This is a genomic window from Nonomuraea sediminis, from assembly GCF_018531495.1.
Taxonomy (GTDB): domain Bacteria; phylum Actinomycetota; class Actinomycetes; order Streptosporangiales; family Streptosporangiaceae; genus Nonomuraea; species Nonomuraea sediminis.
On sequence record NZ_JAHDTI010000001.1, the window covers coordinates 755,262 to 777,689 of the forward strand.

Genomic DNA, 22,428 nt, shown 5'->3' on the forward strand with positions numbered 1-22,428 from the left:
GGTGCGGACGCGAGGAACCCGGGAGACGCGGCAAGAGGCGCGAGCGTGGAAGCGGCGAATGGGGCGCGGAGCCAGGAAGCCATGCTGCGGGGCGCGGACGCGAGAAGCGGAGGCGTGGAGGGTGGGTTTGAAGCGTTCAGGTGGGTAAGGGCGGAGTCGTGGCGGCGGGAAAGGGCACCGACTCGCCGGAAGCGCCGGTCGCGGGTCCTCAGCCGGAGTACGGCGGGCGGCCGGTTGGGCGGCTTGCCGTACAGAATCAGGAAGGCTGTGCCGTACAGAATCAGAAGGCTGTGCCGTACAGATTCAGGAAGGCTGTGCCGTACAGCATCAGGAAGAGCCGTACAGAAGAAGTGCCGTACAGGGGCGAGAAGTCGGGGACCGGGTGGCGCGGGACCCGGTCCGTGGGGGCCGCAACCCCCCGGGGTCAGGCCGCTGAGCCGCGTTCCGCGGTGGCCAGGAAGTCCTGGGCGATGAGCGGGAGGCGGCGGCGGGCGTGGATGACGGCGATGACGCGGCGGACCGCGGGTTCGAGCGAACGGACCACCAGTCCGGCCCGGCTGGCCTGCTCGGCCAGGCCGCGGTACCACAGCAGGGATGCCTGCCCGTTGCGGACCGCGTTGAGCCAGCCGTTGCGCTCGTCGGTTTCCAGGACGACCACGGGGTTGACGGCGTACTTGCCGAACATGGCGTCGAGCTCCCTGCGGCGCAGGCTGCCCCTGGCCGGAAGTGCGAGGCGCATGCCGTCGAGGTGGCGCATCGGCACCGGGTTCGGCAGGTCCAGGCCCGGCGGGGAGATCAGGACGATCTCCTGTCGTTCGAGCGGATGGGTGATCAGGTCGGTGGGCACCGGCAGGTCGGTCAGGCCGAGATCGGCCCGCTGGTCCCTGATGGCGCTGACGACGGCGTCCCTGCCGTCGCAGCGCACGATGTGCACGCGGACTCCCGGATGCTCGGCGGCGTAGGCGGGCAGCAGCCGCCCTGCCAGACCGGGCTCGAGGCTGGGGGTCGAGGCGATGCGGAGTTCCGCCTCGGTGGCGCCGCCGTGGTTGGCCAGGCCCTCGATCTCGTGTACGGCGTCGAGCGCCTCCCTCGCCAGCTTGACCACTCGGCGGCCTTGCGCGGTGACCACCACACCGCGTCCTGAACGGGCGAACAGCGTCATGCCGAGCTCCCGCTCCAGATCCCGGATCGCGCGCGAAAGCGCAGGCTGCGCGATGTAGAGCGACCTGGCCGCGTCAGTCATGGTGCGGTGCTCCGCAGTCGCGACCACGTAGCGGAGCTGCTGCAGATTCATGTCATTGAAGCTAGGACACCGCCTGCCGCGCGGTCCGGGACATAGCGGAGATCACCTCGAATGATTTCGGACTGTAACCGAGTACCGCTACATCCGTGACGGGTGATAAATCAGTATGCTTCTGCCCCAAATTCGGCAAAGGTCCGGAGAGTGATAGTCCAAGTCCACTCATTACGGACAACCGCGTAAAGGGGGATACACGGTGACAGGCAACGGGCAGTACCCACCCCCGCCACAGGGGCCAGGGCAGCCCCAGCGGCCACCGTCGCTGCCCTGGCCTCCGCCGGGGCACCGCCAGCCGCAACCTCAGGGGGGTGGGTACGGCCAGCCGTACCCACAGCAGGCGCCTCCTCAAGGCCCGCCGTACCCGCCGCAGGGACCGCAAGGCCCGCAGTACCCGCCGCAGGGACCGCAAGGGCCGCAGTACCCGCCGCAGGCGCAGCCGTACCCGCAGCCGTTCCAGCAGCAACCCCCGCCACAGCAGTGGGCGACGCCACCACCGCCGCCGCCACCGATGCCGCCGGGCCCGCCGCGCGGGCCGTGGGGGCCGCCGCCGCGCAGGAAGAAGGGGATGGGCGCGGCCGGGATCCTGGGCATCGTGCTGGGCTCGGTAGCCGCGTTATTCGTGCTGATCGTGGTCGCGGGGGCGATCTTCAAGAGCGCGAGCCACCCGATCTACCAGCCGGTGGCGCTGCCGACCGAGAGCTCGTACGACCCGTACCACCCGCCGACCGAGTACTCGACGCCGACGCATTCGACGGCGCCGACGGAGGACTCGACGCCGACGGAGGACTCGACGCCGACGCAGACGCCCACCCAGGACACGAACCCGCCGCAGCAGGTCACCGTGAACCGGACGCTGAAGGGCAACACGCTCTACCGCGCCGGTGGGCTGCCGAAGTCGAGTTGCCCCGCGGGCAACGGCAGCATCTTCAGCCACAGCCAGCTCAAGGCGCTGATCATCAAGACCGGGCAGTGCATGAGCCGTGTGTGGGGCCCGGCGCTCCAGCGCCAGGGCATCCAGTTCCGCGCGCCGAACTACGCGATCACCCCCAAGGGTGGCAGGGGCGCGTGCGGCGACTTCCCCTCGCCGGGGAGCATGGTGCCCTACTACTGCCCGCGCAACAACACGATCTACGCCTCCACCTCGGCGATGGCCAGGGGCAACGGCAACGCCCGCGGCTACGGCGAGATCATCCAGTGGAACGGCGGGATCATCAGCATGATGGCCCACGAGTACGGTCACCACGTGCAGGAGATGGCCGGAATCATGGACTCCTGGTGGGACAAGACGCTGGACTCCTCCAACCAGAGCGCGAAGCTTGCGCTGAGCAGAAGGTTGGAGCTCCAGGCTACGTGTCTCGGTGGCATGTGGATGAGGTCCGTGGCGGACTCCTATCCGGTCAGCCCGGCCAACCGCAGCCGCCTGTTCACGTTCTACGGTCAGGTGGGCGACTACCCCGGATGGCCCCGCGACCACGGGGCTCCCGTCAACAACAACCGGTGGTTCCGGCAGGGGTGGCTGCGCAACCAGGCCTACCAGTGCAACACCTGGGCAGCCGACTCTTCCACGACGTCCTGAGGCCATGTGGCGTTCATCTCAGGTTGGGCACATGTCTCGGATGTCCCTATATGGGGGCTAGAATCCTGGCAATCTTCTGTCCAACGGGGGGCAAAACCACGTTTTGCCAGGTAGGCGTGTGAAGGAGCCGATGGGGTGGACTCAACCAGAAAACGGCGAGCGCCCCGGCGCACGTCCGCTCCGGCCGCCCCACGGTTCGCCAGACCGCTGACGCTCGGCTCCGTCATCGGCTGGACAGCCCTTTCGGTCATCCTGCCCGGCGCCGCGCATCTGCGGGCCGGGCATCGCCGTACCGGGATCGCGCTGGTCGGCGTCTACGCCGTACTGCTCCTGACCGCCCTGGCCTACGGCCTGACCAGGAACATGGACAACCTCACCGCCTTCGCCGGTGAGGGCGCGCAGACGGCGGTCATCGCCGTCGCGTCCGGGCTGGCGCTGGCCTGGTTCGCGCTGATCGTCGTTTCCTACGTGGTGCTGCGGCCCAACCGGCTCCCCCAGCTCGGCCAGATCCTCTCCGGCTTGGCCGTCGGCGTGCTGAGCGTGGCGGTGATGGCGCCGTTCGCCCTGACCGCCAACACGATGCTGACCGTCAAGGACACCATCGACAACATCTTCCCCTCGGGCAACGACGCCGAGGCAGCGCCGGTGCCCACGGACCCGGCCAACCCGTGGGAGAGCAGGGATCGGGTCAACTTCCTGCTGATCGGCGGCGACGCGGCGGGTGACCGTACCGGCGTGCGGACCGACAGCATGACGGTGGCCAGCGTCAACACCAAGACCGGCAACACGGTGCTGCTGAGCCTGCCGCGCAATCTGCAGCACGTGCGCTTCCCGCCGACCTCGCCGCTGCACAAGCAGTTCCCCAACGGCTTCATGGCCGAACTGCCCAACGGCGGCCTGCTCAACGAGGTGTGGCAGTACGCCAACGACAACCCGCAGCTCATGGGCGGCAAGAACAAGGGCCCGCGCGCGCTGATGGACGCCCTCGGCTACACGCTCAACCTGAAGATCGACTACTACGCCCTGATGAACATGTACGGCTTCGCCGACCTCGTCGACGCGATCGGCGGGCTCAAGATCCGCGTCGAGCGCGATATCAAGTGGGGCGGTCACTTCGGTACGGCCGGCACCATCAAGGCCGGTTACCGGCGCCTCGGCGGAGAGGAGGCGCTCTGGTACGGCCGCTCCCGCGTCGAAAGCGATGACTTCTCCCGCATGGCCCGCCAGCGCTGCGTCATCGGCGCCTTCGCCCAGCAGGCGACGCCCGACAAGATCCTGCTGAACTTCTCCAAGATCGCCAAGGCGACGAAGCGGCTCGCCCAGACCAACATCCCCAAGCCGCTCGTCCAGCCACTCGCGGAACTCGCGGTCAAGGTCAAGAACGCCCGCATCACCAGCCTGCAGTTCGTGCCGCCCGAGTTCTACTCGGGGCGCCCAGACTGGGTCAAGATCCGGCGTGCCACGGCCAAGGCCATCCAGGACTCGGGCAGGCCCACCCAGCGCGCCCAGGCGGCCGACGTCACGGCCTCCCCCGGCCAGCCCACGGCCACCCCCACCCGCACCCACCTGGCCCAGCGCCCCTCCGAGACGCCCACCCAGAACGGCAGCAGCAAAACAGCCAAGAGCCTCAGCGAGGTCTGCGGCCTCTGAAGGCTGTTTCACACGGTCCGCACCCCGTGCCGCGCAGACGGACTTGATGCCGCGGAAACGAATCGCGTTGGCTCGCCCGTCGTGCCTATGCTTGTCCCGCCGTCACGGGCAAAGGCGAATGGGAAAGTTCGTTACTAACGCCTCACAGCGTTAACGCTCAGTAAAGAGATGAGCCGGTTCGAGTCCGGTAGCCCGTGACGGACACCCTTGCCAGGCCACGGGCAACGACCCCGCGGGAACCGCGCAGGGGGCACTAGATCGCCCCATAGAGGGCAATACGCGGAGGCAGAACCCGCTCGGCCCGCGTCCTCGGCGGAAGCGGCCCACGGCCCGTCACGCCCTGACCGAGCCGCACCCAAGGCCGCCACGACCCTGCCGGCAGTAACCGCAAGACGTACCCCGAAACGCCACGTCCCCGGGCGCGCCAAAGCCTGGGTCTTACGGGCGGACCGTTTGGATCCTGGTTGTGGCCGTGGCTGTGGCCACGAGCTTTCCGTCGGGGTCCACGAGTTCCCCGGACAGGAAGCACACCTCCTTGCCCCGTTGCACGACCCGCCCCCGCCCCACCAGTCGCCCGGGCCGCGCCGGGCGCAGGAACTGCACCTGCAGGGCCAAGGTGGGCGCGAACTTGTCCGGCGGCAGGGTCGCCACCAGCGCGGGCCCGAGCGTGTCGTCGAGCATCGCGGCGAGGAACCCGCCCTGGATCACCCCCACCGGGTTCGCGAACTGCTCACTCGCCTGGAACGCCACCTCGATGGTCCCCTGGTCGGGGTCGATCTCGACGAGCTCCCACCCTAAGAGCCGCGCCGCGGGCGGCTGCGGGGCCCGCCCTTCGAGCATGTCCCAGAACGGGCCACTCCTCTTGGTCTCCGTTTCCATGCGGGCCATTGAACAAGACCCCACCGACAATTCTCGGAGCTCGGACTGCGCCCCCACTCCATGACAAGCCGATGCCGTCACGCGCCCAGGCCTCCGCGAGCAGGACTCGCGCGGCCGGCGAACACGAGCAGGCGACGCCCAAGAGCCCCACTGATCATCAGCGCTTCGGAGTGCCACGGCCGGCCGCCGAGTTGGCAGCGCTCGATGGGCGTGACAGGTGCCGGGCTCGCCTGGCGCCGGCCGTACTGGATCATGTGGCAAGCCCTGGGGGTCAGTGGGCGGGGCGGAGGGCATCGCCCAGGTACATCGCGGCCAGCATGGTGAACAGGTAGGCCTGCAGGAACTGGATGAACATCTCGAAGGCCGTCAGTAGGCACGTCACCGCCACCCCCAGGACGCCGACGGGGAAGCCGGGCAGTGTGGGGTGGGCGATGGTGAACCAGAAGCCGACCGCGCTGAAGAACGCCAGCAGCATGTGCCCGGCGAACATGTTGGCGAACAGCCGCACCGCGTGGGTGAACGGCGCCGTGACGAAGATGTAGATGAGCTCGATCGGGGCGTAGAGCACCAGCGCCAGCGCCTTGGGCAGCCCGGGAGGGAACATCGCGTTCCTGAAGAACCCGGCGAAGCCCTGGTGTTTGAAGCCGAGGTACAGCTTGATCGCGTACACGACGGCGGCGAGCACGGCGGGGAAGGCGATGTGGGAGGCGACGGGGAACTGGATCAGGGGCACGACGCCCATCAGGTTCCAGGTCAGCGTGAGCAGGAACAGGGTGAGCAGGAACCCCATCCAGCGGTCGGCGTCCGCGCCGAGGAACGGCCGGGCGATCTGGTCGCGGACGAAGACGTAGGCGTACTCCCCCGCGTTCTGCAGGCCGCGGGGCACCAGGCGCGGGCGGGCGAAGGCGGCCCACCCCAGGCCGCAGACGATCACGGCGGCGAGTAAGGCGAGCAGCACGGGCTTGGTGAGCCAGGCGGGCGCGCCGTCCCACAGGGGAGGGAACTCGAACAGGTCCGTGCCGGGGATGGGCATGGGCGGCTCCAGGTAGAAGGGGGAACCGAGTACGCCGTACCCGGTTTCTGCGACCAGCCTACAAAACCGGGTATGTTGTACGCAATGACGAGCGTGTGGATGCGGCCCGAGGAACCCGCGCGGGGGCCGAGGCCGAGCTTCAGCAGGGCGCAGCTGACCGAGGCGGCGATCCGGGTGGCCGACGCCGAGGGGCTGAAGGCGATCTCGATGCGGCGGGTGGCCACCGAGATCGGCTCGGGCACGATGTCCCTGTACCGGTACGTGTCAGGCAAGGACGACCTGATCGACCTGATGCTGGACGCGGTGGCCGTGGAGTACATGCCCGCCGAGGTGAGCGGCGACTGGCGGGCGGATCTGCGCGGGCTCGCCGTACGGACCAGGCAGGTGATGCTGCGGCACCCGTGGATCGCGCCGCTGACCGTGGGCCGCCAGGCGGCGGGGCCGAACCGGATCCGGCTGATGGAGACCGGCCTGCGGATGGTCGACGGGCTCGGGATCTCCATCGACGGGATGCTGACGATCACCGGGACGGTGATGGCGTTCGTCAGCGGGTTCGTCTCGGCCGAGGTGGCCGAGGTGGAGGCGTCGCGGCTGACGGGGATGGACGTCACCGAGTGGATGGCGCGCCAGGCGCCGTTCATCCAGTCGCTGCTCGAGACGGGCGAGTATCCGCTGTTCTCCCGCATGACCCAGGAGGCAGGGCGGCGCTACGTGAGCTGGGACGAACGGTTCGCCTACGGGCTCGATCGCCTCCTGGACGGCGTGGCCGCCCGGCTACCCGGCTGAAAGACGCCGGGGCTTCAGCGCGAAGGCCCCCAGGTACAGGACGGCCGCGACGATGAGCAGGCCGCGGTAGCCGATCACGAGGGCCAGGTACTCCAGGCAGCCGCCCACCATCGCGCCGAGCAGGTTCGCCCCGAACGACGTGGTGGCGTCGGCCGTGTCGGAGAAGCGCTTGGCGAAGACCACGTTGGCGGCGAAGATCGGCAGGAACGCCACGACGACCGCGGCCACGGCCCGCACGGGCAACGGCAGCGACAGCAGCCACGCGTTGGGCACCAGCCAGGCCAGCGCCAGCCCGGCGAGCAGCACGCCGTACATGACGGGCAGCGGCGGCGTGCGGAAGCGGCGCGTCACCTCGACGGCGGCCAGCACCGCGACCAGTACTCCGGCGAAGACGATCGCGTTGACCACCCACGTGGTACCGAACAGCAGCGCGAACCCGGTCACGCTCTTGGTCTCCAGCAGCATGAACGCCACGCCCAGCAGGAACAGGTCGGCGTAGGGACGCATCCGCGCGAAAGGTCCGGCGACCACGCGCACGGCCAGCAGGCTGACGATCAGGATCAGGCCGAGCGTGATCAGGTAGATCGAGGGGATGTTACGGTCCTTGAGGTACAGGAAGGGCCGGTCGTCACCGGTCGGCGCGGGCGTGCCCGCCGCGGCGCCCGCCCACTGCGTTTCGCACCGCTGCGCGGACGGCGAGGCCCCCGCGGTGATGACGGCCTGCTGCCCGGCCTGGCTGACGACGTCGACGCACGGCTTGTGGCCGAAGGCGGCCTGCACGGTCGAGGCGAGCCGGTCCACCAGCCACGGCTCGCGGTAGTAGTTGTACATCGAGAACGCGCCGCCGGGCTTGAGGTGGGCGCGCGCCGCCTTCATGGCCTCCTCGGTGAACAGGTAGCTCTCCAGGCGCAGCGAGCTGGCGCCCGACACCAGCGTCAGCGAGTCGGGCAGCGCGAACAGGATCAGGTCGTACTTCTTGGAGGTCCGCTCCAGGTAGGCGCGCCCGTCGGTGATCGTGGTGGTCACGCGCGGGTCGGCGTAGGGCTTGTCGGGATGCACCGAGCCGCCCAGCTCGCGCAGCTTGGGGTCGATCTCGACCGCGTCGACGTGCTTGGCGCCCTTCAACAGCGCGATCGCCACGTCGGTGCCGCTGCCCGCGCCCACGATCAGCACGTCGTCGAGCGGCGCGCTCGACCGCTCGTACGGCAGGCCGTACTGCCGCTCCCACTGCAGCCGCGCGGCGGCGGGGACGGCCTGCTGGTGCGGGATGCCGTTGACCGAGATGTCCGTGACGGGCACCCCCAGCTGCCGGAACTGCTGGAAGGTGACCTTGTAGTAGGGCGACCAGATCGCGCCCGCGGTGAGCGTCTCCGACAGCAGCAGCGTGACGATGGCCAGCGACGGCACCGTGACCAGGAACAGGTAGTACGCCAGTGGCCTGGGCGTCAGCAGCAACCCGTAGCAGATGGCCACGACGAGCCCCCAGAACACCGGCGGCGCGCTCAGGTACGACAGGGCGGTGAACGCGGCGATGCCGCTGAGGCTGCCGATCAGGTCGTAGCGGTAGGCCTCGAGCCGCGGCAGCTCGGGGAAGCAGCGCCCGACCAGCTCGGCGGGCCCCATCAGCGTCAGCGCGGCCGCCGCGAAGATCACCGGCAGGATCGCCCACGCGGGCGGCCCGGTGGTCGCCAACGACGTCCAGTACAGGACGCCCTCGGTGTTCCTGTCGACGGTCACGGGGAACATCAGCACGACGACCACGAGCCCGAACAGCACCACGGGCGAGTAGTACGGCTGGCGCCGCGACCTGCCCACGCGCAGGAACCCGAGCCCGATGCCCAGGAACGAGCCGAGCAGCACGAAGTTGGTGAAATAGCTCAGGTGGACGATGTTCGACCCGGTCCACCGGATCAAGGCCAGCTCCAGGAAGAGCATGAAGGCGGAGGCCAGGACGAGCCGTGGCCGCACGGCCAGCCAGTGCTCACGGGTGGGCTGCGAAGGGGCCAGCGAGGCCTGCGCCGTCATGGTGATTCACCGTAGTGAACAGACCGAAATCACGGAAGCATGATGGCCGAGATTGAATGTCGCCCGCTTCGCGCATTTTGCGGCATTCCAGCAGGTCAGAAACCCTTCGATGTGCTGGACGCGCCCCCGCCGATGAAGGAATGTTGGTGCGTTCGTTCCCTCCAAACGTTCGGTGGTGCCTCATGCGCGTCCTCATCCAGCTACGCCCCTCTCCAGATCTTGTGGCGGCCGTCGCCGATCCCGGCCAGACGGCCACCACGGCCGACGTCGCCGATTCCCTGCCGGGGGTGGAGCTCGACTCCGCCTTCACGCCGGTGGCCGTCCCCCGCCCGATCCCCGCGGCGGGCGGCGACCCGCTCTCGCTCAACCAGCCGCTCGACTTCTCGCTGGCCGCCGAGGACGCCTCGGTGCTGGTGCGCGGCACGATCTCCGACGACGAGCTGGCCACCAGGGTGACGCTGCTGCCGACCCTGCGGCCCGACGTGGTCGGCGTGTTCGCCGACCCGGTCGTGCAGTCGTCGCTGACCTGCGGCGGCGATCCGCCGCTCGGCGACTGGCACGACGTCGAGCGCCTGCTCAACGTGGCGGGCCTGCACGCCGAGGGCCTGGACGGCGCCGGGGTGCCGCTGGCCGTCTGCGACACCGGGATCAACGCCGCGCACGTGGCCAGGCAACTGGGCAGGGGCGTCACGCTGGACGCCGAGCGCAGCTGGAACCCGGCCGGCGTCAAGGGACGCCCCGGCGAGTTCGAGGTCGACCACGGCAGCATGTGCGCCTTCGACGCGCTGATCGGCGCGCCGCAGGCCTCGCTGATCGACATTCCCGTGCTGCGCTCCACCCGGCCGGGCGGCTCGGCGATGGACGGGCTGCTGTCAGACGCGGTGGCCGCCTTCGCCCACCTGCGGGACGTGCTCGACCTGCAGCCCGCGGGCACCAGGACGCTGGTGGTCAGCAACTCCTGGGGCTCGTTCTCCCCCGAGTGGGACTTCCCCGTCGGGCATCCGGGCAACTACTCCGACAACGCCGCGCACCCGTTCAACCTCATCGTGGCCAGCCTCGACAGGGCCGGCGCCGACGTGCTGTTCGCGGCGGGCAACTGCGGGCGCGAGTGCAAGGACGCCCGCTGCGCCTGGCCGACCAGGCCCATCGGCGGGGCCAACTCCCACCCGCGGGTGCTGTCCATCGGCGGCGTCGACACCAACGGCGAGCGGGTGGGCTACTCCTCGCAGGGGCCGGGCCGGCTGACCGCGCGCAAGCCGGACGTGTGCGGGTACACGCACTTCTCCGGCTCCAAGGCCTTCGGCGACACCGAGCCCGACTCGGGCACCTCGGCGGCCACGCCGGTCGTGGCGGGTCTGGTGGCGGCCATCCGCTCCCACTGGCCCGCCTCGCGGCTGTCGCCCGCCCAGTTGCGCGCGTTGCTGCGCCGTACCGCCGAGGACCGCAGCGACGTGGGTTTCGACTACGACTACGGCTACGGGATCGTGGACCCGGCCGGCATCATCGCCGCGCTGCAGCGAAGGGCCAAGAGCGTAGCGTGAGGGTATGGTCCTCATCACGGTACGGCTTCCGCGGGGCGCCACCCTCGCCGACGCGATCGACCGGCTCGACCTGGCCGAGGAGGACGTCGACACCTCCTACGGCCTGGTCGCGGTCGACCCCGACGAGGGGCTGTACGCGCTGCGGGTGACCGACAGGGCGGGCCGCAAGGCGGGCCCGCCCTTCGCCGATCCCAAGATCGAGCCGTTCGGCCCGCCTAGGCGTTCTCGCGATTGAACACCCGGGTCCCGATCCACAGGCTCGCCACGGCGAACACCGCGGTCACAGCGACGCCGGCGATGACCGTGCCGGTCAGGTAGCGCCCGGCGAACAGGTCGCGCATGGCCTCGAGCACGTAGCGGAACGGGCTGGCGTGCGAGATGGCGTTCAGCCAGGCCGGCGCCATCGACATGGGCAGGAACGAGCCCGACAGCAGCACCAGGGGCACCACGACGGTGGTCATGATCGGCGCGAAGAGCTGGTCGTTCATGGTCAGCGCGACCGCGTAGGACAGCGAGGCGAGGCTGACGCCGAGCACGACCATCAGCACGAGGCTGACCAGCACGCCCAGCGGAGCCGCCCGCAGGCCGAACGCCACCCCGGCGGCGATCAGCAGCACCGTCTGGATGATCAGCGTGACCGCGTTGTTGAGCACGCGGCCGAGCAGCAGCGACAGCCGCCCTGCCGGGGTGACCCGCATCCGCTCGAGCACGCCGGAGCGCTTCTCGAAGACGACGCCGAAGCCGGCCAGGCCGGTGCTCAGCAGCCCGAGCTGGATGATCAGGCCGGGGACGAGCGTCTCCCAGGTGCCGATCGTGGCGAAGATCGGGCCGAACAGCACCAGGAAGAGCAGCGGCTGGACCGCGCCGAAGACGATGCCCACCTTCTGCTGCAGCGTGATGCGGAAGTTGTGGTGGAACAGCACCCAGGTGTCACGCAACGCCTGCCTCCTCGCGCAGGGAGCGGCCGGTGATGTCGAGGAACACGTCGTCGAGCGTGCGCCCGCCGGTCTTGAGCTCGGCGGGGGTGCCCTCGGCCACGATCCGGCCGTGGTCAATGATCAGGAGCCGGTCGCAGAGCGCGTCGGCCTCGTCCAGGTAGTGGGTGGTCAGGAACACGGTCGTGTCCAGCGCCCTGATGTGGTCCCACAGGTTGGCCCTGCTCTGCGGGTCCAGACCGGTCGTGGGCTCGTCCAGGAAGATGAGCGGGGGCCGGTGCAGCAGGCCGAAGGCGATGTCGAAGCGCCGCCGCTGGCCGCCGGACAGTGCGCCGCCCGGTCTGCTCTCCATGCCTGACAGCTCCAGTTTCGCCAGTACCTCGGCGGTCCTGGTCTCCGCCTCGGCGCGGCGCATGCCGTACAGCATCGCCTGCAGGATCAGTTCCTCGCCGACCGGGGTGACCGGGTTGATGCCGCCGCCCTGCGAGACGTAGCCGATGCGGCGGCGCACGCCGCGCGGGTCGGCCAGCAGGTCGTGGCCGGCCACCGTGGCCGTGCCCGACGTGGGGGTGAGCAGCGTGGTCAGCATGCGCATGGTCGTGGTCTTGCCGGCGCCGTTGGGGCCGAGGAACCCGACGATCTCCCCCGCCTCCACGGATATGTCCACGCCTTTGACGGCTTCCACGCCGCCTTTGAAGGTCTTGCTCAGACCCGAAGTCTTGATCATTTCATCGCCTCCAAATTTAGAGTAACTGAAAGTTTGGACTGACTGCAACATTGGTAGCATGGAGGCGTGGAAGAGGGACTGCGGGAGCGGAAGAAGCGGGAAACCCGGCAGCGCATCGCGGACATGGCGATGGGCCTGTTCATGATTCACGGCTTCGACAAGGTGACCGTGGCCGACGTGGCCAGGGCGGCCGACGTGTCGGTGAACACGGTGTTCAACTACTTCGGCACCAAGGAGGACCTGTTCCTCGACCGGCAGTCGGAGGTCGGGTTCCTGCCGAGCGGTGTGGTGCACGGGCGCAGGCCGGGCGAGAGCGTGGTGGCGGCCTTCCGCCGCGACTTCCTGCAGGCCATCGAGGAGCGCGACTGGCGCTACGGCCTCAACGACGGCTCCGACGTCTTCGGGCGCCTGGTGGGCGACAGCCCGTCACTGATGGCGCGGATGCGGGAGCTGGAGCACGAGCGCAACACGAACCTGGCGAACACGCTGGCGGAGGTCACCGACGCCGACCCGGACGACCTGACGCCGCAGCTCGTGGCGGCGCAGATCCTGGAGGCGACGCGGCTGCTGTCCAGGAACGCGGTGCGGCGCAAGCTGGCGGGTGAGAGCTGGAGCGAGATCCTGCCGTGGCTGCGCGAGCAGGCCGAAGCGGTCTTCGACCTGCTGGAGAAGGGGATCGGCGACTACGGTCAGGTGTTGGCGGAGAAGATCGCGAGCCCGCCGAAGAAGACGAACATGAGCACATAGAGGCCCACCACGCCGATCATCAGCCAGGTGGCGACCATGCCGCAGATGCGGCCGGCCTGGATCTGGCCGCGGTTCTCGTAGTAGTAGCCGCTGCCGTCGATCTCGCGCAGCGCCTTGTTGCCCATCGACCAGGCGAAGGGGCCCAGGATCGAGCAGATGACCAGGCTGAGGATGCCCAGCACGAGGATGGTCGTGCCGTTGGGGTGCGTCTGCTGCGGCGGACCGTAGTAGGACGGGCCGTAGTTCGGATACGACATGCTGGCTCGGGACCCCCGTCGGATGCGCGATTTTAGGTGGGTTTTATACCACAGGGCCGAGCCTGCTCGCATTTGACCTAGCGCTTGCTACACTCCCGGCATGCTCGGGTTCCTCAAGCCCTTCTTCCAGTGGTTGGCCGGGACCGACTGGTTCATGCGGGTCGGTCCGCGATTCGTGCCGCAGCTCGACCGGGCGGTGCACCGGATCTTCAAACGGCTGGGCAGCAGCCAGGTGATCCCCACGCTGGTGCTGTTCCACACCGGCGCCCGCAGTGGACTGCCGCGCAGTACGCCGCTGGCCTGCCTGCCGGTCGACGGAGGCTTCCTGGTCGTGGGGAGCAACTTCGGGCTCCCCCAGCACCCGGCCTGGACGGCCAACCTGCTCGCCGCGCCGCAGGCCAGGGTCAGCTACGCGGGGCGCGAGTTCCCCGTCGAGGCCAGGCTGCTGACCGGGGCCGAGCGGGAGGCGGTCTGGCCGGGCCTGCTCGCGCTGTGGCCGGTGTACGCGGCTTACACCCGCAAGTCGGGGCGGGAGCTGCGGGTTTTCCGATTGACCAGCTGTCAATCCGGATAAGCCATGATTGGGGGGCATTTGATCAAGAACTAGTAGGAGTCCCCCAAGTGCGCGACCGTGTCCGCCATGTCATCGAGCATCCGCGCTTCCAGCGGTTCATCGTCGGCCTGATCCTCGTCAACGCCGCCACGCTGGGCCTGGAGACGTTCCCGGCCGTGCTGAGCCGCTTCGGCGCTGAGCTGCACGTGATCGACCACGCGGCCCTGTACATCTTCGTGGCCGAACTGCTGGCCAAGATCTACGTCGAGCGCTGGCGCTTCCTGCGCGACCCGTGGAACATCTTCGACGCCCTGATCATCGGCATCGCCCTGGCACCGGCCACCGGTGAGCTGTCGGTCCTGCGCTCGCTGCGCATCCTGCGCGCCCTGCGCCTGCTGTCGGTCGTCCCCAGCCTGCGCCGCGTGGTCTCCGCCCTGCTGCGCGCCCTGCCGGGGATGAGCTCGATCGTGGTGCTGCTGTCGCTGGTGCTGTACGTGGCCGGCGTGATGGCCACCAAGATGTTCGGCGGGGCCGCGCCCGACTACTTCGGCTCGCTCCAGACCTCGCTGTTCACCCTGTTCCAGACGATGACCGGCGAGGCGTGGCCCGACATCGCGCGCGAGGTGATGTCCGCGCACCCCTCGGCGTGGATCTTCTTCGTGGTCTTCATCCTGATCTGCTCCTTCGTGGTGCTCAACCTGTTCATGGCGGTCGTGGTGAGCGCCATGGAGGAGGAGTCGGCCGAGGAGCGGGCCGAGCTGGAGTCGGACTCGGCCACCTCGACGCAGCTGATCCTGGACGAGCTGGCGGCGCTGCGCCAGGAGGTGGCCGCCCTGCGTCAGGCCTCGGCGGGCGCGGGCGTGGACGCCCTGTAGATCACCCGCCACAGGGCGACCAGGGCTAGCAGTGCCACCACGAGCCACGCCTGGACCAGCCCCGCGATGGCGGCCACGACCGGCGGAGCGACCACCGTGGGCAGCGCCCAGCCCCACAGCCAGCGCCGCTCCGCCCGGTTGGCCACGCCGAGCACGGCCGAGGCCAGGAAGTACAGGGCCAGCCCGCCGCACAGCACCCAGACGATGCCCCCGTGCAGGTGCGCGGACGGGGCCTCGGCGACCACGCCGAGGCCGGCGGCGGTGGCGGTGATCCCGGCGGTCATCACGTAGTGCGCGGGCAGCGCGACGGCGGGTTTGAGCCCCTTCTCGCTGGCGTCGGGCACGGCGCTCAGCCCGTACTGCAGCGTCAGCCACCACAGCGCCACGATCAGCCCGAACCCGCCGAGCGCGGCCAGGCCGAGCTCCTTGACCCAGCTCTTGCCCGAGGCGGCGACCACCACCTGCATGACGGCCTCGCCGAGCACGATGATGACGAACAGGCCCAGCCGCTCCCCCAGGTGCGCCGGGTGCAGGATGGCGGCGGTGGGCACCGTGATCTCCTGGGTCCGCAGCCCGTGCCCCCTCCTGCTCTCCTCCCGCTTGCGCAGCCGCTCGGCCTGCTCCTGCGCCTGCTTCACCACCCTGTCCGGGCTCAGGCTCGCGTGGATGGTGAAGGTGAGGTCCAGTACGACACCCAGCCCCCACAGCACGTACCGCCACGCCACCGGGTCGCCGGGGGCGGGCGGGTCGATCCAGAGCGAGGCCACCCACGGGATCACGCCCACGCCGATGTGCACCGAGGGCCAGGAGATCAGGATATTGCCGGACCCCTGCAGGGAGCGGGCCGCGACGGCGCGGCAGAAGACGTAGGCGGCGATGAACCAGGGGTCGTGGGTGTTGTCACCGGTGCCGGAGCCCAGCGCGTGGCCGACGTCGGGTGCGGCGGCGGCCATGACCGCGATGCCGAACATGCACAGGAGCATGCTGCGCACGCGCGTCTTGTCGCCCCTGACGTTGGCGTAGAGCGACATCGACGTCCAGACGCTCCACACCGCGTAATACAGCAAGGCGAACAGCGCCACGTCGAGCCAGGTCGGATGCTGCAGGCGGTGCGCCAGCTGGGCGACCGCCACCACCGCGACGAGGTCGAAGAAGAGTTCCAGCCAGCTGGCGTGCCGCTCACCCGGGTCAGTCACGGCTAACGAGAATAGAACTCAACCACGAGTTGCTCATCCACGGGGACCGCGATCTGCTCGCGCTCGGGCCTGCCGGTCAGCGTGAAGCGCAGCTCGGCCAGGTCGACCACCAGGTAGGGGGCGGTCCGCTCGTCGGCGTGGACGCCTTCGGCGGCGGCCACGAACGGCTGCATCCTCTTCGATCGCTCGCGCACCGCGACGACCTGCCCCGGCTTGACCAGGTAGCTGGGGATGTCGACCTTGCGGCCGTCGACGGAGATGTGGCCGTGGCTGATGTACTGCCTGGCGGCGTAGATCGAGGGCGCCAGACCGGCCCGCAGCACCAGCGAAGCCAGCCGCGACTCGAGCAGCGTGACCAGCTCCGCGCCGGAGGCGCCCGGCTTGCGGACGGCCAGGTCCCAGTAGCGGCGCAGCTGGCGCTCGGACACGTCGTAGTACCAGCGCAGCTTCTGCTTCTCCATCAGGCGCATGCCGTAGTCGCCGGTGCTGCGGCGGTTGGTCTTGCGGCCGTGCTCGCCCGGCGGGTACGGGCGCTGCTCGAAGTAGCGGACGGCTTTCCTGGTCAGCGGCACGCCCGCGCGACGCGACAGCCGCACCTTCGGACCGGTGTAGCGCACATTCACCTCAATGTGATTAGGTAATCCTTACTTAGGTAAGCCTAACCTAGCATGCCAAGGAGTCACCCATGCTGCCGATCCCCGAGCGGATCCGCACCCTCGCCGCGACCGCGAGCCTCGCCCGGCTGTCCGTGGACGGCGTGCCCTCCCCCGCCCGCGGCGGCGTGGACGGGCGCGGCCGCCCCGTGCTGCTGGTGTGTCCGGGCGAGCCGCTGCACGGGCTGCGCGAGGACGCCGTGGTGTCGGTGAACCTGACGGCGATGCGCCTGCTCGGCGAGGTGGAGCACCCGCGCGGCCTGCTCGAGGTGCAGGGCTGGATCGAGCCGGTGCCCGCGGAGCAGGCGCGCGAGGCGGCCGTCTCGGTCGCCGCCCGCCATGCCGACGAGAGCCTGTTCGACGCACTCGAGCGGTACGGCGAGCCGGACGTGCCCCGCCTGCTCAGGCTCGACGTGGGCCAGGTCGTCTACCTGACGGGGCAAGAGTCCGGCGTGCTGGACGCCGACGACTACCTGGCGGCGGCGCCCGACCCGCTGACGGAGACCGCCGAACGGGTGCTGGCCCACGTCAACGGCTCGCACCGGGCGCAGCTCGCCATCGGCGTGGCCAGACAGCTCGGCGAGCACGTGGGCGAGGCGTGGCTGTGGGAGCTGGACAGGTTCGGCGCGACGGTGCGCGCGGACGAGGCGCTGATCCGCTTCCCCTGGCCCACACCCGCGCACAGCGCCCCCTGCCTGGAGACAGCCCTGCGTGGCCTGCTGTGCACGTGCTGATGAGCGAAGCTGAAGATTCGCTGTGAATCAGCCAAGGGTCCTGTCACTTTGGCCGGATCCGTCCCCACCTGTCACTAGCATCTCCGCCTGTGAACGACCCCCACCCCACGGCTGTCTTCGTCGACCACAGCGGCCGGCGCAGGCGCCTGCTGATGGTGGCAGCCGTGGCCGGCGCCATCCTCCTGCTGGGCATGGCGGCGATCCTGATCGGCGGGGCGTTCTCCAACACCACCCTGGACGTGGTGGGCTGGCCCGGCGGGGGCCCGCAGGGTAAGCCGGTTCCCGGCGCGAGCACGTCGGCGCCCGCCACCCGGACCCCGACCCGCCGCCCCACCTCCTCGCCGGCACCTGAGCCGACGCCCTCGCGGTCCCGGAGCACCACGCCCACACTCACGCCGACGCCGTCCAGGAGTCGCACGCCGACGCGCACGCCCTCCCCGACGCCCACCGCCAGGCGGACCTCGGCCACTCCGACGCCCACGCCCACGCAGACGGCCACCACGGACCCGCCGCCCGGCAGGACCAAGGAGCCTCCGGGCCTGGACCCGACCAAGACGCACGGCCCGAAGAAGTGAGCACGACCGCCACCACGCGGCTCCAGGCTCCGCGCAGGCAGCCGGACCCGCGCGGTCACTGGTTCCTCGTCCTGACCGGCCTGCTGCTGATGACCGGCGCGCTGGTGCTCAACGGTTACGCCACCAACGCGGTCGGAGAGACCCACGCCGCCCCCGCGGCCTCCGCCGACGAGGACCTGGCGGGTGTCGACCGCGGCGGCCCGCTCGTCAACCTCACCGGCAAGGGCTCGCAGAGCGCGCGCGTGCCCGCCAAGACGGTCGCGCTCACCTTCGACGACGGGCCCGACCCCGTCTGGACGCCCAAGCTGCTCGACGTGCTCAAGCGCCACGGCGCCAAGGCCACGTTCTTCGCCGTCGGAGCCCGGGTCGCCGAGAACCCCGACCTGGCGCGGCGCATCGTCGCCGAGGGGCACGAACTGGGCAACCACACCTACGCCCACGCCGACCTCACCGGCGTGTCGGCCTGGCGGCTGCGGCTGGAGGTGTCGCTCACGCAGAAGGTGATCGCGGGCGCCACCGGGTTCCAGACCAGGCTGGTGCGCCTGCCGTACTCCTCCACCCCGGAATCCGTCACGGGCCCGCAGGTGGCCGCGATGCGCGAGCTGGGCAGCGCCGGTTACCTGGTGGCGCTGGCCGACCTGGACACCAAGGACTGGAGCAAGCCGGGCGTCGACAAGATCGTGAAGGCCGGGATCCCGTCGCAGGGGCGCGGCGCGGTGATCATGATGCACGACTCGGGCGGTGACCGCGCGCAGACGGTCGCCGCGCTCGACCGGCTGCTCACCCGGCTCGACCGCGACGGCTACCGCGCCACGACGCTGACGCTGGCGCTCGGGCTCGGCTCGGCCTACCTGCCCGCCGGCGGGTTCGACCGGGTGACGGGGTCGGCGCTGAGCGACGCGCAGCGCGTGTCCGCCGCGTTCACCCTCACGCTGTCGTGGGTGCTGGCGATCGCGGGCGTGCTCACGCTCGCCCGGCTGCTGTTCTTCCTGGTGCTCGCCTGGCTGCACGTACGGCGGGCCAGGCGCGGCAGGCGCCGGGCCGGCGCGGCCCCGCCCTGGCCCGCACCGCCGGCGGTCAGCGTGATCGTCCCCGCCTACAACGAGGAGGTGGGCATCGAGGCGACCATCCGCTCGCTGGTGAACACCGCCTACCGCGGGCCGGTCGAGGTGATCGTCGTGGACGACGGCTCCAGCGACGCCACGGCCGAGCGGGCGACCGGGCTCGGCCTGCCGCAGGTCCGGGTGCTGCGGCAGCCCAACGGCGGCAAGCCGGCCGCGCTCAACACCGGCATCGCGCACGCCTCGCACGAGATCCTGATCATGGTGGACGGCGACACCGTGTTCCAGCCGGACACCATCGGCCATCTGATCGAGCCGCTGCGCGATCCCGGGGTCGGCGCCGTCAGCGGCAACACCAAGGTGGGCAACCGGCGCGGGATGCTCGGCCGCTGGCAGCACATCGAGTACGTGATCGGCTTCAACCTGGACCGGCGCGCCTTCGACCTGCTGGGATGCATGCCGACCGTGCCCGGCGCCATCGGCGCGTTCCGCCGGACGGCGCTGGCCCAGGTGGGCGGGCTGAGCGTGGACACGCTCGCCGAGGACACCGACCTGACGATGGCGATCTGCCGGGCCGGTTGGCGGGTGGTCTACGAGGAGAAGGCGCTGGCCTGGACCGAGGCGCCCACCTCGATCGGCCAGCTGTGGCGCCAGCGCTACCGCTGGTGCTACGGCACGCTGCAGGCCATGTGGAAGCACCGCAGGGCGGCCGTGGAACGCGGCACGTTCGGCCGCCGCGGGCTCGGCTACCTGACGCTGTTCCAGGTGCTGCTGCCGCTGCTGGCGCCGGTCGTGGACGTCATGGCGGTCTACAGCGTGCTGGTCGGCGACCCGCTGCCCGTCGTGGCGGTGTGGGCGGGGTTCGTGCTGGTACAGGCGCTGGCCGGCTGGTACGCGCTGCGGGTCGACAGGGAGCGGGCCTCGGTGCTGTGGGTGCTGCCGCTGCAGCAGTTCGTCTACCGCCAGCTGATGTATTTCGTGGTGATCCAGTCGGTGGTCACCGCGGTGCTCGGCGTGCGGCTGCGCTGGCAGACGATCCGGCGCGAGGGCACATTTTCTTGATCACGATTAGCCCGGTCCGGTGCCATTCGGTGCGCGGCGTCACTATCATCGACGGTCGTGGGACTGACCGAGCAACGCAGACGCATCGTGATGGCGGTCAGCGTGCTGGTCGGCACGCTCATGCTGGCCTTCTCCGCGGTCCTGGTCGGTGAGGCGTTCACCGGCACCTCGCTCAACCTGATCGGGATGCCCGGCGCCGATTCGCCCCGGAGCCACCGCTCGGAGGCGGCCGCGATCGAGTCGAAGTCGGGCTCCTCGCCGCGCACGTCTCCCGCGCGCCGCCAGCCGGCCGTACCGCCTGCCACGATCAGGAATCACACGCGGGCCACCCAGCAGCCCGACCAGCCCCTGCGGACCGTCTCCCCCCGGCCTGCCGCCACGCCCAGCCCGGTGGGGACCACGCCGCGGCCGGTGTCGGCCGCGCCGATCCCGCCCGGGCAGGTGACGTTCCTGCCCGCGCCGCAACGCACCGTCAAGCCGCGCAAGTCCCCCAGCCCGAGCCCGTCGTGGACGCGCCGCCCCAGAACCCCCAAGCCCACGACCAAGCCCCGCGTCCAACACGAAAGCGACGAGTAACCCCAGGCGCCGGCTCTCGCCGTACCCCGGCTCTGCTTGCCCGCCGCACGGGCGCCGACCTTCGCCCTACCGCGGGCCCTGGTTGCTCGCCGTACAGGGCGCCGGTCTTCGCCATACCTCGACTCGCCGACGCGGCGCCTGGCCATGCTCGGGGCCGAGGGAAGCTGCGGCGCCTGCTCGTCCCGGGAGCGTGGAGCGCGGTGCAGGGTGCCGATTTCGCCCTACTGCGGGGTCCTGGTTGCTCGCCGTACAGGGCGCCGGTCTTCGCCGTACCACGGCTCGCCGACGCGGCGCCTGGTTGGGCTCGGGCCGAGGGAGGCTGCGGGGCTCCCGGCGTTCGTTGCGGGAGCACGGGGCGCGGTGCAGGATGCCGACCGCGGGCTCTGGTGTGGGGCTAGACGACCGCGGGGCGGTGGGTGAGGGAATCGTCCACCGCGTCGGGGGAGAGGACGTGGTCGAGGACCATCACCGCGCATCCGGTGATGCCGGCGCCCGAGCCCATGCGTGACGGCTCGATGCGCAGGCGGCGGGTCGCCAGGGCGGTCGAGCGGCGGTAGACGACCTCTCTGATGCTGGACACCAGCGGCCCGAACGCCTCGGCCACGTCGCCGCCGAGCACGACCACCGACGGGTTGAGAATGTTGACGGCCCCGGCGAGCACCTCGCCGATACGCCGCCCGGCCTCGCGCACGATCGCCATCGTGCCCGCGTCGCCCGCGCGCACCAGCTTGGTCACGTCGGCGATGGTCTTGACGTCGCGCCCGGCCTCGCGCAGTTCGCGCAGCAGCGCCGTACCGCTGGCCACCGAGTCGACGCAGTCGATGTTGCCGCAGCGGCACAGCACGCCGCCGCCGTCACGCACGGGGATGTGCCCGATCTCCCCCGCCGCGCCGAGCGCTCCGCGCAGGATCTCGCCACCCGCGATCACGCCGGCGCCGATCCTGGTGGAGACCTTGACGAACATCAGATCGCCCAGCTCCGGATAGACGCCGCGGTGCTCGCCGATGGCCAGCACGTTCACGTCGTTGTCGACCAGCACGGGCACGTCGAAGCGGGCCCGGATCAGCGGCGGGATCACCACGCCCGTCCACGAGGCCATCACCCTGGCGCTCTCGGTGCGTCCCTCGGCGAACTCGACGGTGGCGGGCACGCCCATCCCCACGCCGCGCACCATCGCGTGCGGCCGGTCGCCGAGCAGCTCCTCCCAGGTGTCCATGAGCAGCGGCAGGACGACTTCCGGCCCCTCCTCGACGTCGATGGCGAAGTCGCGCCCGTCGATCTCGCGCCCTGCCAGATCGCAGACCGCCACCCGGGTACGGCTCGCGCCCAGCGCGGCCACCAGCACCACGCCGCCCGCGGCGTTGAACTCGAGCCTGACGGGCGGCCTGCCTCCGGTGGAGGGGGCGTCGGCACGCTCGACGACCAGGCCGCGTTCCAGCAGCTCACCCACCCGCAGCTGGACCGCGGGACGGGACAGGCCGGTCACCCTGCCGAGGTCGACCCGCGTGACGGCCTCACCCGTGCGGATGAGTCGGAGCACGTCGCCGCTGGTGGCCAGGTGCCCGGAGGTACGTCGAGACATCGGCTAAGTGAATCACAAGAGGTTAGGTCATGAAAAGTCGCTACTTTCTTATCTCAAATAGCAAAACTCTGCTTGTGTGGGCACTAAACCCTCGCTAGTGTCCGT

22 protein-coding genes are annotated in these 22,428 nt (G+C 70.3%); 12 read left to right on the forward strand and 10 right to left on the reverse strand.

The genetic code is table 11. From position 1 onward, the window contains the following. Nucleotides 1-424 precede the first annotated feature (424 nt). A complete protein-coding gene (locus KIK09_RS03565) occupies nt 425-1,294 on the reverse strand; it encodes a LysR family transcriptional regulator (protein ID WP_214317156.1) in 870 nt (289 codons plus the stop codon). A gap of 571 nt (nt 1,295-1,865) precedes the next feature. On the opposite strand from KIK09_RS03565, the gene KIK09_RS03570 reads away from it, so the two are divergent. Together KIK09_RS03570 and KIK09_RS59890 are read left to right on the forward strand one after the other, a co-directional pair. Further along, nucleotides 1,866-2,876 (forward strand): neutral zinc metallopeptidase, encoded by a 1,011-nt coding sequence (locus KIK09_RS03570; protein ID WP_250572500.1) that lies wholly within the window; start codon nt 1,866-1,868, stop codon nt 2,874-2,876. A gap of 135 nt (nt 2,877-3,011) precedes the next feature. Beyond that, nucleotides 3,012-4,526, forward strand: a complete 1,515-nt coding sequence (locus KIK09_RS59890) for an LCP family glycopolymer transferase (protein WP_214317158.1) — start codon at nt 3,012-3,014, stop codon at nt 4,524-4,526. A gap of 438 nt (nt 4,527-4,964) precedes the next feature. Here the strand turns inward: KIK09_RS59890 and KIK09_RS03580 are convergent, their stop codons facing one another. Both KIK09_RS03580 and atpB read right to left on the reverse strand, forming a co-directional pair. Then, a complete protein-coding gene (locus KIK09_RS03580; RefSeq protein ID WP_250572501.1) occupies nt 4,965-5,405 on the reverse strand; it encodes a PaaI family thioesterase in 441 nt (146 codons plus the stop codon). Nucleotides 5,406-5,676: 271 nt separating this feature from the next. Next, on the reverse strand, nt 5,677-6,438 hold the full coding sequence (atpB, locus tag KIK09_RS03585) for a F0F1 ATP synthase subunit A (protein ID WP_214317160.1): 762 nt from the start codon (nt 6,436-6,438) through the stop codon (nt 5,677-5,679). An 84-nt stretch (nt 6,439-6,522) separates the two neighbouring features. Between atpB and KIK09_RS03590 the strand changes: the two genes are divergently transcribed. Next, nucleotides 6,523-7,224: a TetR/AcrR family transcriptional regulator gene (locus KIK09_RS03590; RefSeq protein ID WP_214317161.1), complete on the forward strand. Its 702-nt coding sequence runs from the start codon at nt 6,523-6,525 to the stop codon at nt 7,222-7,224. On the opposite strand, the gene KIK09_RS03595 is transcribed toward KIK09_RS03590, so the two are convergent. Next, on the reverse strand, nt 7,213-9,249 hold the full coding sequence (locus KIK09_RS03595) for a spermidine synthase (RefSeq protein WP_214317162.1): 2,037 nt from the start codon (nt 9,247-9,249) through the stop codon (nt 7,213-7,215). The two genes, KIK09_RS03590 and KIK09_RS03595, sit on opposite strands and share 12 nt — an antisense overlap. A 182-nt stretch (nt 9,250-9,431) precedes the next feature. Between KIK09_RS03595 and KIK09_RS03600 the strand changes: the two genes are divergently transcribed. Both KIK09_RS03600 and KIK09_RS03605 read left to right on the forward strand, forming a co-directional pair. After that, nucleotides 9,432-10,790 carry a S8 family peptidase gene (locus KIK09_RS03600; protein ID WP_214317163.1) on the forward strand — a complete coding sequence of 453 codons (1,359 nt, stop codon included), beginning with the start codon at nt 9,432-9,434 and terminating at the stop codon, nt 10,788-10,790. Nucleotides 10,791-10,794: 4 nt separating this feature from the next. Then, a complete protein-coding gene (locus tag KIK09_RS03605; RefSeq protein ID WP_214317164.1) occupies nt 10,795-11,025 on the forward strand; it encodes a hypothetical protein in 231 nt (76 codons plus the stop codon). Here the strand turns inward: KIK09_RS03605 and KIK09_RS03610 are convergent. Further along, on the reverse strand, nt 11,006-11,728 hold the full coding sequence (locus tag KIK09_RS03610; protein WP_214317165.1) for an ABC transporter permease: 723 nt from the start codon (nt 11,726-11,728) through the stop codon (nt 11,006-11,008). The two genes, KIK09_RS03605 and KIK09_RS03610, sit on opposite strands and share 20 nt — an antisense overlap. Continuing rightward, nucleotides 11,721-12,452, reverse strand: a complete 732-nt coding sequence (locus tag KIK09_RS03615; RefSeq protein ID WP_214317166.1) for an ABC transporter ATP-binding protein — start codon at nt 12,450-12,452, stop codon at nt 11,721-11,723. Before KIK09_RS03615 ends, KIK09_RS03610 begins: the two co-directional genes overlap by 8 nt. A 66-nt stretch (nt 12,453-12,518) precedes the next feature. Here KIK09_RS03615 and KIK09_RS03620 point away from each other — a divergent pair, with 66 nt between their 5' ends. Then, a complete protein-coding gene (locus tag KIK09_RS03620) occupies nt 12,519-13,199 on the forward strand; it encodes a TetR/AcrR family transcriptional regulator (protein WP_214317167.1) in 681 nt (226 codons plus the stop codon). On the opposite strand, the gene KIK09_RS03625 is transcribed toward KIK09_RS03620, so the two are convergent. Next, complete coding sequence (locus KIK09_RS03625) at nt 13,142-13,456, reverse strand: DUF4190 domain-containing protein (RefSeq protein ID WP_214317168.1); 315 nt, start codon at nt 13,454-13,456, stop codon at nt 13,142-13,144. The two genes, KIK09_RS03620 and KIK09_RS03625, sit on opposite strands and share 58 nt — an antisense overlap. Before the next feature lie 100 nt (nt 13,457-13,556). Between KIK09_RS03625 and KIK09_RS03630 the strand changes: the two genes are divergently transcribed. Further along, nucleotides 13,557-14,030, forward strand: coding sequence for a nitroreductase family deazaflavin-dependent oxidoreductase (locus KIK09_RS03630; RefSeq protein ID WP_214317169.1), 474 nt, complete (start codon nt 13,557-13,559; stop codon nt 14,028-14,030). 47 nt (nt 14,031-14,077) lie between these two features. Further along, nucleotides 14,078-14,884 carry an ion transporter gene (locus KIK09_RS03635; RefSeq protein ID WP_214317170.1) on the forward strand — a complete coding sequence of 269 codons (807 nt, stop codon included), beginning with the start codon at nt 14,078-14,080 and terminating at the stop codon, nt 14,882-14,884. Here KIK09_RS03635 and KIK09_RS03640 read toward each other — a convergent pair. Both KIK09_RS03640 and rpsD read right to left on the reverse strand, forming a co-directional pair. Next, nucleotides 14,848-16,080, reverse strand: a complete 1,233-nt coding sequence (locus tag KIK09_RS03640) for a low temperature requirement protein A (RefSeq protein WP_214317171.1) — start codon at nt 16,078-16,080, stop codon at nt 14,848-14,850. The genes KIK09_RS03635 and KIK09_RS03640 overlap by 37 nt on opposite strands. A 2-nt stretch (nt 16,081-16,082) precedes the next feature. Continuing rightward, complete coding sequence (rpsD, locus tag KIK09_RS03645) at nt 16,083-16,697, reverse strand: 30S ribosomal protein S4 (protein WP_214317172.1); 615 nt, start codon at nt 16,695-16,697, stop codon at nt 16,083-16,085. Between the two features lie 68 nt (nt 16,698-16,765). Here rpsD and KIK09_RS03650 point away from each other — a divergent pair, with 68 nt between their 5' ends. From KIK09_RS03650 to KIK09_RS03665, 4 genes are all read left to right on the forward strand, one after another. After that, nucleotides 16,766-17,467, forward strand: coding sequence for a DUF2470 domain-containing protein (locus KIK09_RS03650; protein WP_214317173.1), 702 nt, complete (start codon nt 16,766-16,768; stop codon nt 17,465-17,467). 89 nt (nt 17,468-17,556) lie between these two features. Beyond that, nucleotides 17,557-18,042 carry a hypothetical protein gene (locus tag KIK09_RS03655; RefSeq protein WP_214317174.1) on the forward strand — a complete coding sequence of 162 codons (486 nt, stop codon included), beginning with the start codon at nt 17,557-17,559 and terminating at the stop codon, nt 18,040-18,042. Next, nucleotides 18,039-20,165, forward strand: coding sequence for a bifunctional polysaccharide deacetylase/glycosyltransferase family 2 protein (locus KIK09_RS03660; protein WP_214317175.1), 2,127 nt, complete (start codon nt 18,039-18,041; stop codon nt 20,163-20,165). Before KIK09_RS03655 ends, KIK09_RS03660 begins: the two co-directional genes overlap by 4 nt. Nucleotides 20,166-20,222: 57 nt before the next feature. After that, nucleotides 20,223-20,741 carry a hypothetical protein gene (locus tag KIK09_RS03665; protein WP_214317176.1) on the forward strand — a complete coding sequence of 173 codons (519 nt, stop codon included), beginning with the start codon at nt 20,223-20,225 and terminating at the stop codon, nt 20,739-20,741. Between the two features lie 394 nt (nt 20,742-21,135). Here KIK09_RS03665 and KIK09_RS03670 read toward each other — a convergent pair whose 3' ends face one another. Then, nucleotides 21,136-22,323: an ROK family transcriptional regulator gene (locus KIK09_RS03670; RefSeq protein ID WP_214317177.1), complete on the reverse strand. Its 1,188-nt coding sequence runs from the start codon at nt 22,321-22,323 to the stop codon at nt 21,136-21,138. Nucleotides 22,324-22,428: the final 105 nt, after the last annotated feature.

Bases quoted from the DNA above. Each gene is read 5' to 3' on its own strand.
- KIK09_RS03565 (WP_214317156.1), bottom strand. From the start codon at position 1,294: ATGAATCTGCAGCAGCTCCGCTACGTGGTCGCGACTGCGGAGCACCGC.
- KIK09_RS03570 (WP_250572500.1), top strand. From the start codon at position 1,866: ATGGGCGCGGCCGGGATCCTGGGCATCGTGCTGGGCTCGGTAGCCGCG.
- KIK09_RS03580 (WP_250572501.1), bottom strand. From the start codon at position 5,405: ATGGAAACGGAGACCAAGAGGAGTGGCCCGTTCTGGGACATGCTCGAA.
- atpB (WP_214317160.1), bottom strand. From the start codon at position 6,438: ATGCCCATCCCCGGCACGGACCTGTTCGAGTTCCCTCCCCTGTGGGAC.
- KIK09_RS03590 (WP_214317161.1), top strand. From the start codon at position 6,523: ATGACGAGCGTGTGGATGCGGCCCGAGGAACCCGCGCGGGGGCCGAGG.
- KIK09_RS03595 (WP_214317162.1), bottom strand. From the start codon at position 9,249: ATGACGGCGCAGGCCTCGCTGGCCCCTTCGCAGCCCACCCGTGAGCAC.
- KIK09_RS03600 (WP_214317163.1), top strand. From the start codon at position 9,432: ATGCGCGTCCTCATCCAGCTACGCCCCTCTCCAGATCTTGTGGCGGCC.
- KIK09_RS03605 (WP_214317164.1), top strand. From the start codon at position 10,795: ATGGTCCTCATCACGGTACGGCTTCCGCGGGGCGCCACCCTCGCCGAC.
- KIK09_RS03615 (WP_214317166.1), bottom strand. From the start codon at position 12,452: ATGATCAAGACTTCGGGTCTGAGCAAGACCTTCAAAGGCGGCGTGGAA.
- KIK09_RS03625 (WP_214317168.1), bottom strand. From the start codon at position 13,456: ATGTCGTATCCGAACTACGGCCCGTCCTACTACGGTCCGCCGCAGCAG.
- KIK09_RS03630 (WP_214317169.1), top strand. From the start codon at position 13,557: ATGCTCGGGTTCCTCAAGCCCTTCTTCCAGTGGTTGGCCGGGACCGAC.
- KIK09_RS03650 (WP_214317173.1), top strand. From the start codon at position 16,766: ATGCTGCCGATCCCCGAGCGGATCCGCACCCTCGCCGCGACCGCGAGC.
- KIK09_RS03670 (WP_214317177.1), bottom strand. From the start codon at position 22,323: ATGTCTCGACGTACCTCCGGGCACCTGGCCACCAGCGGCGACGTGCTC.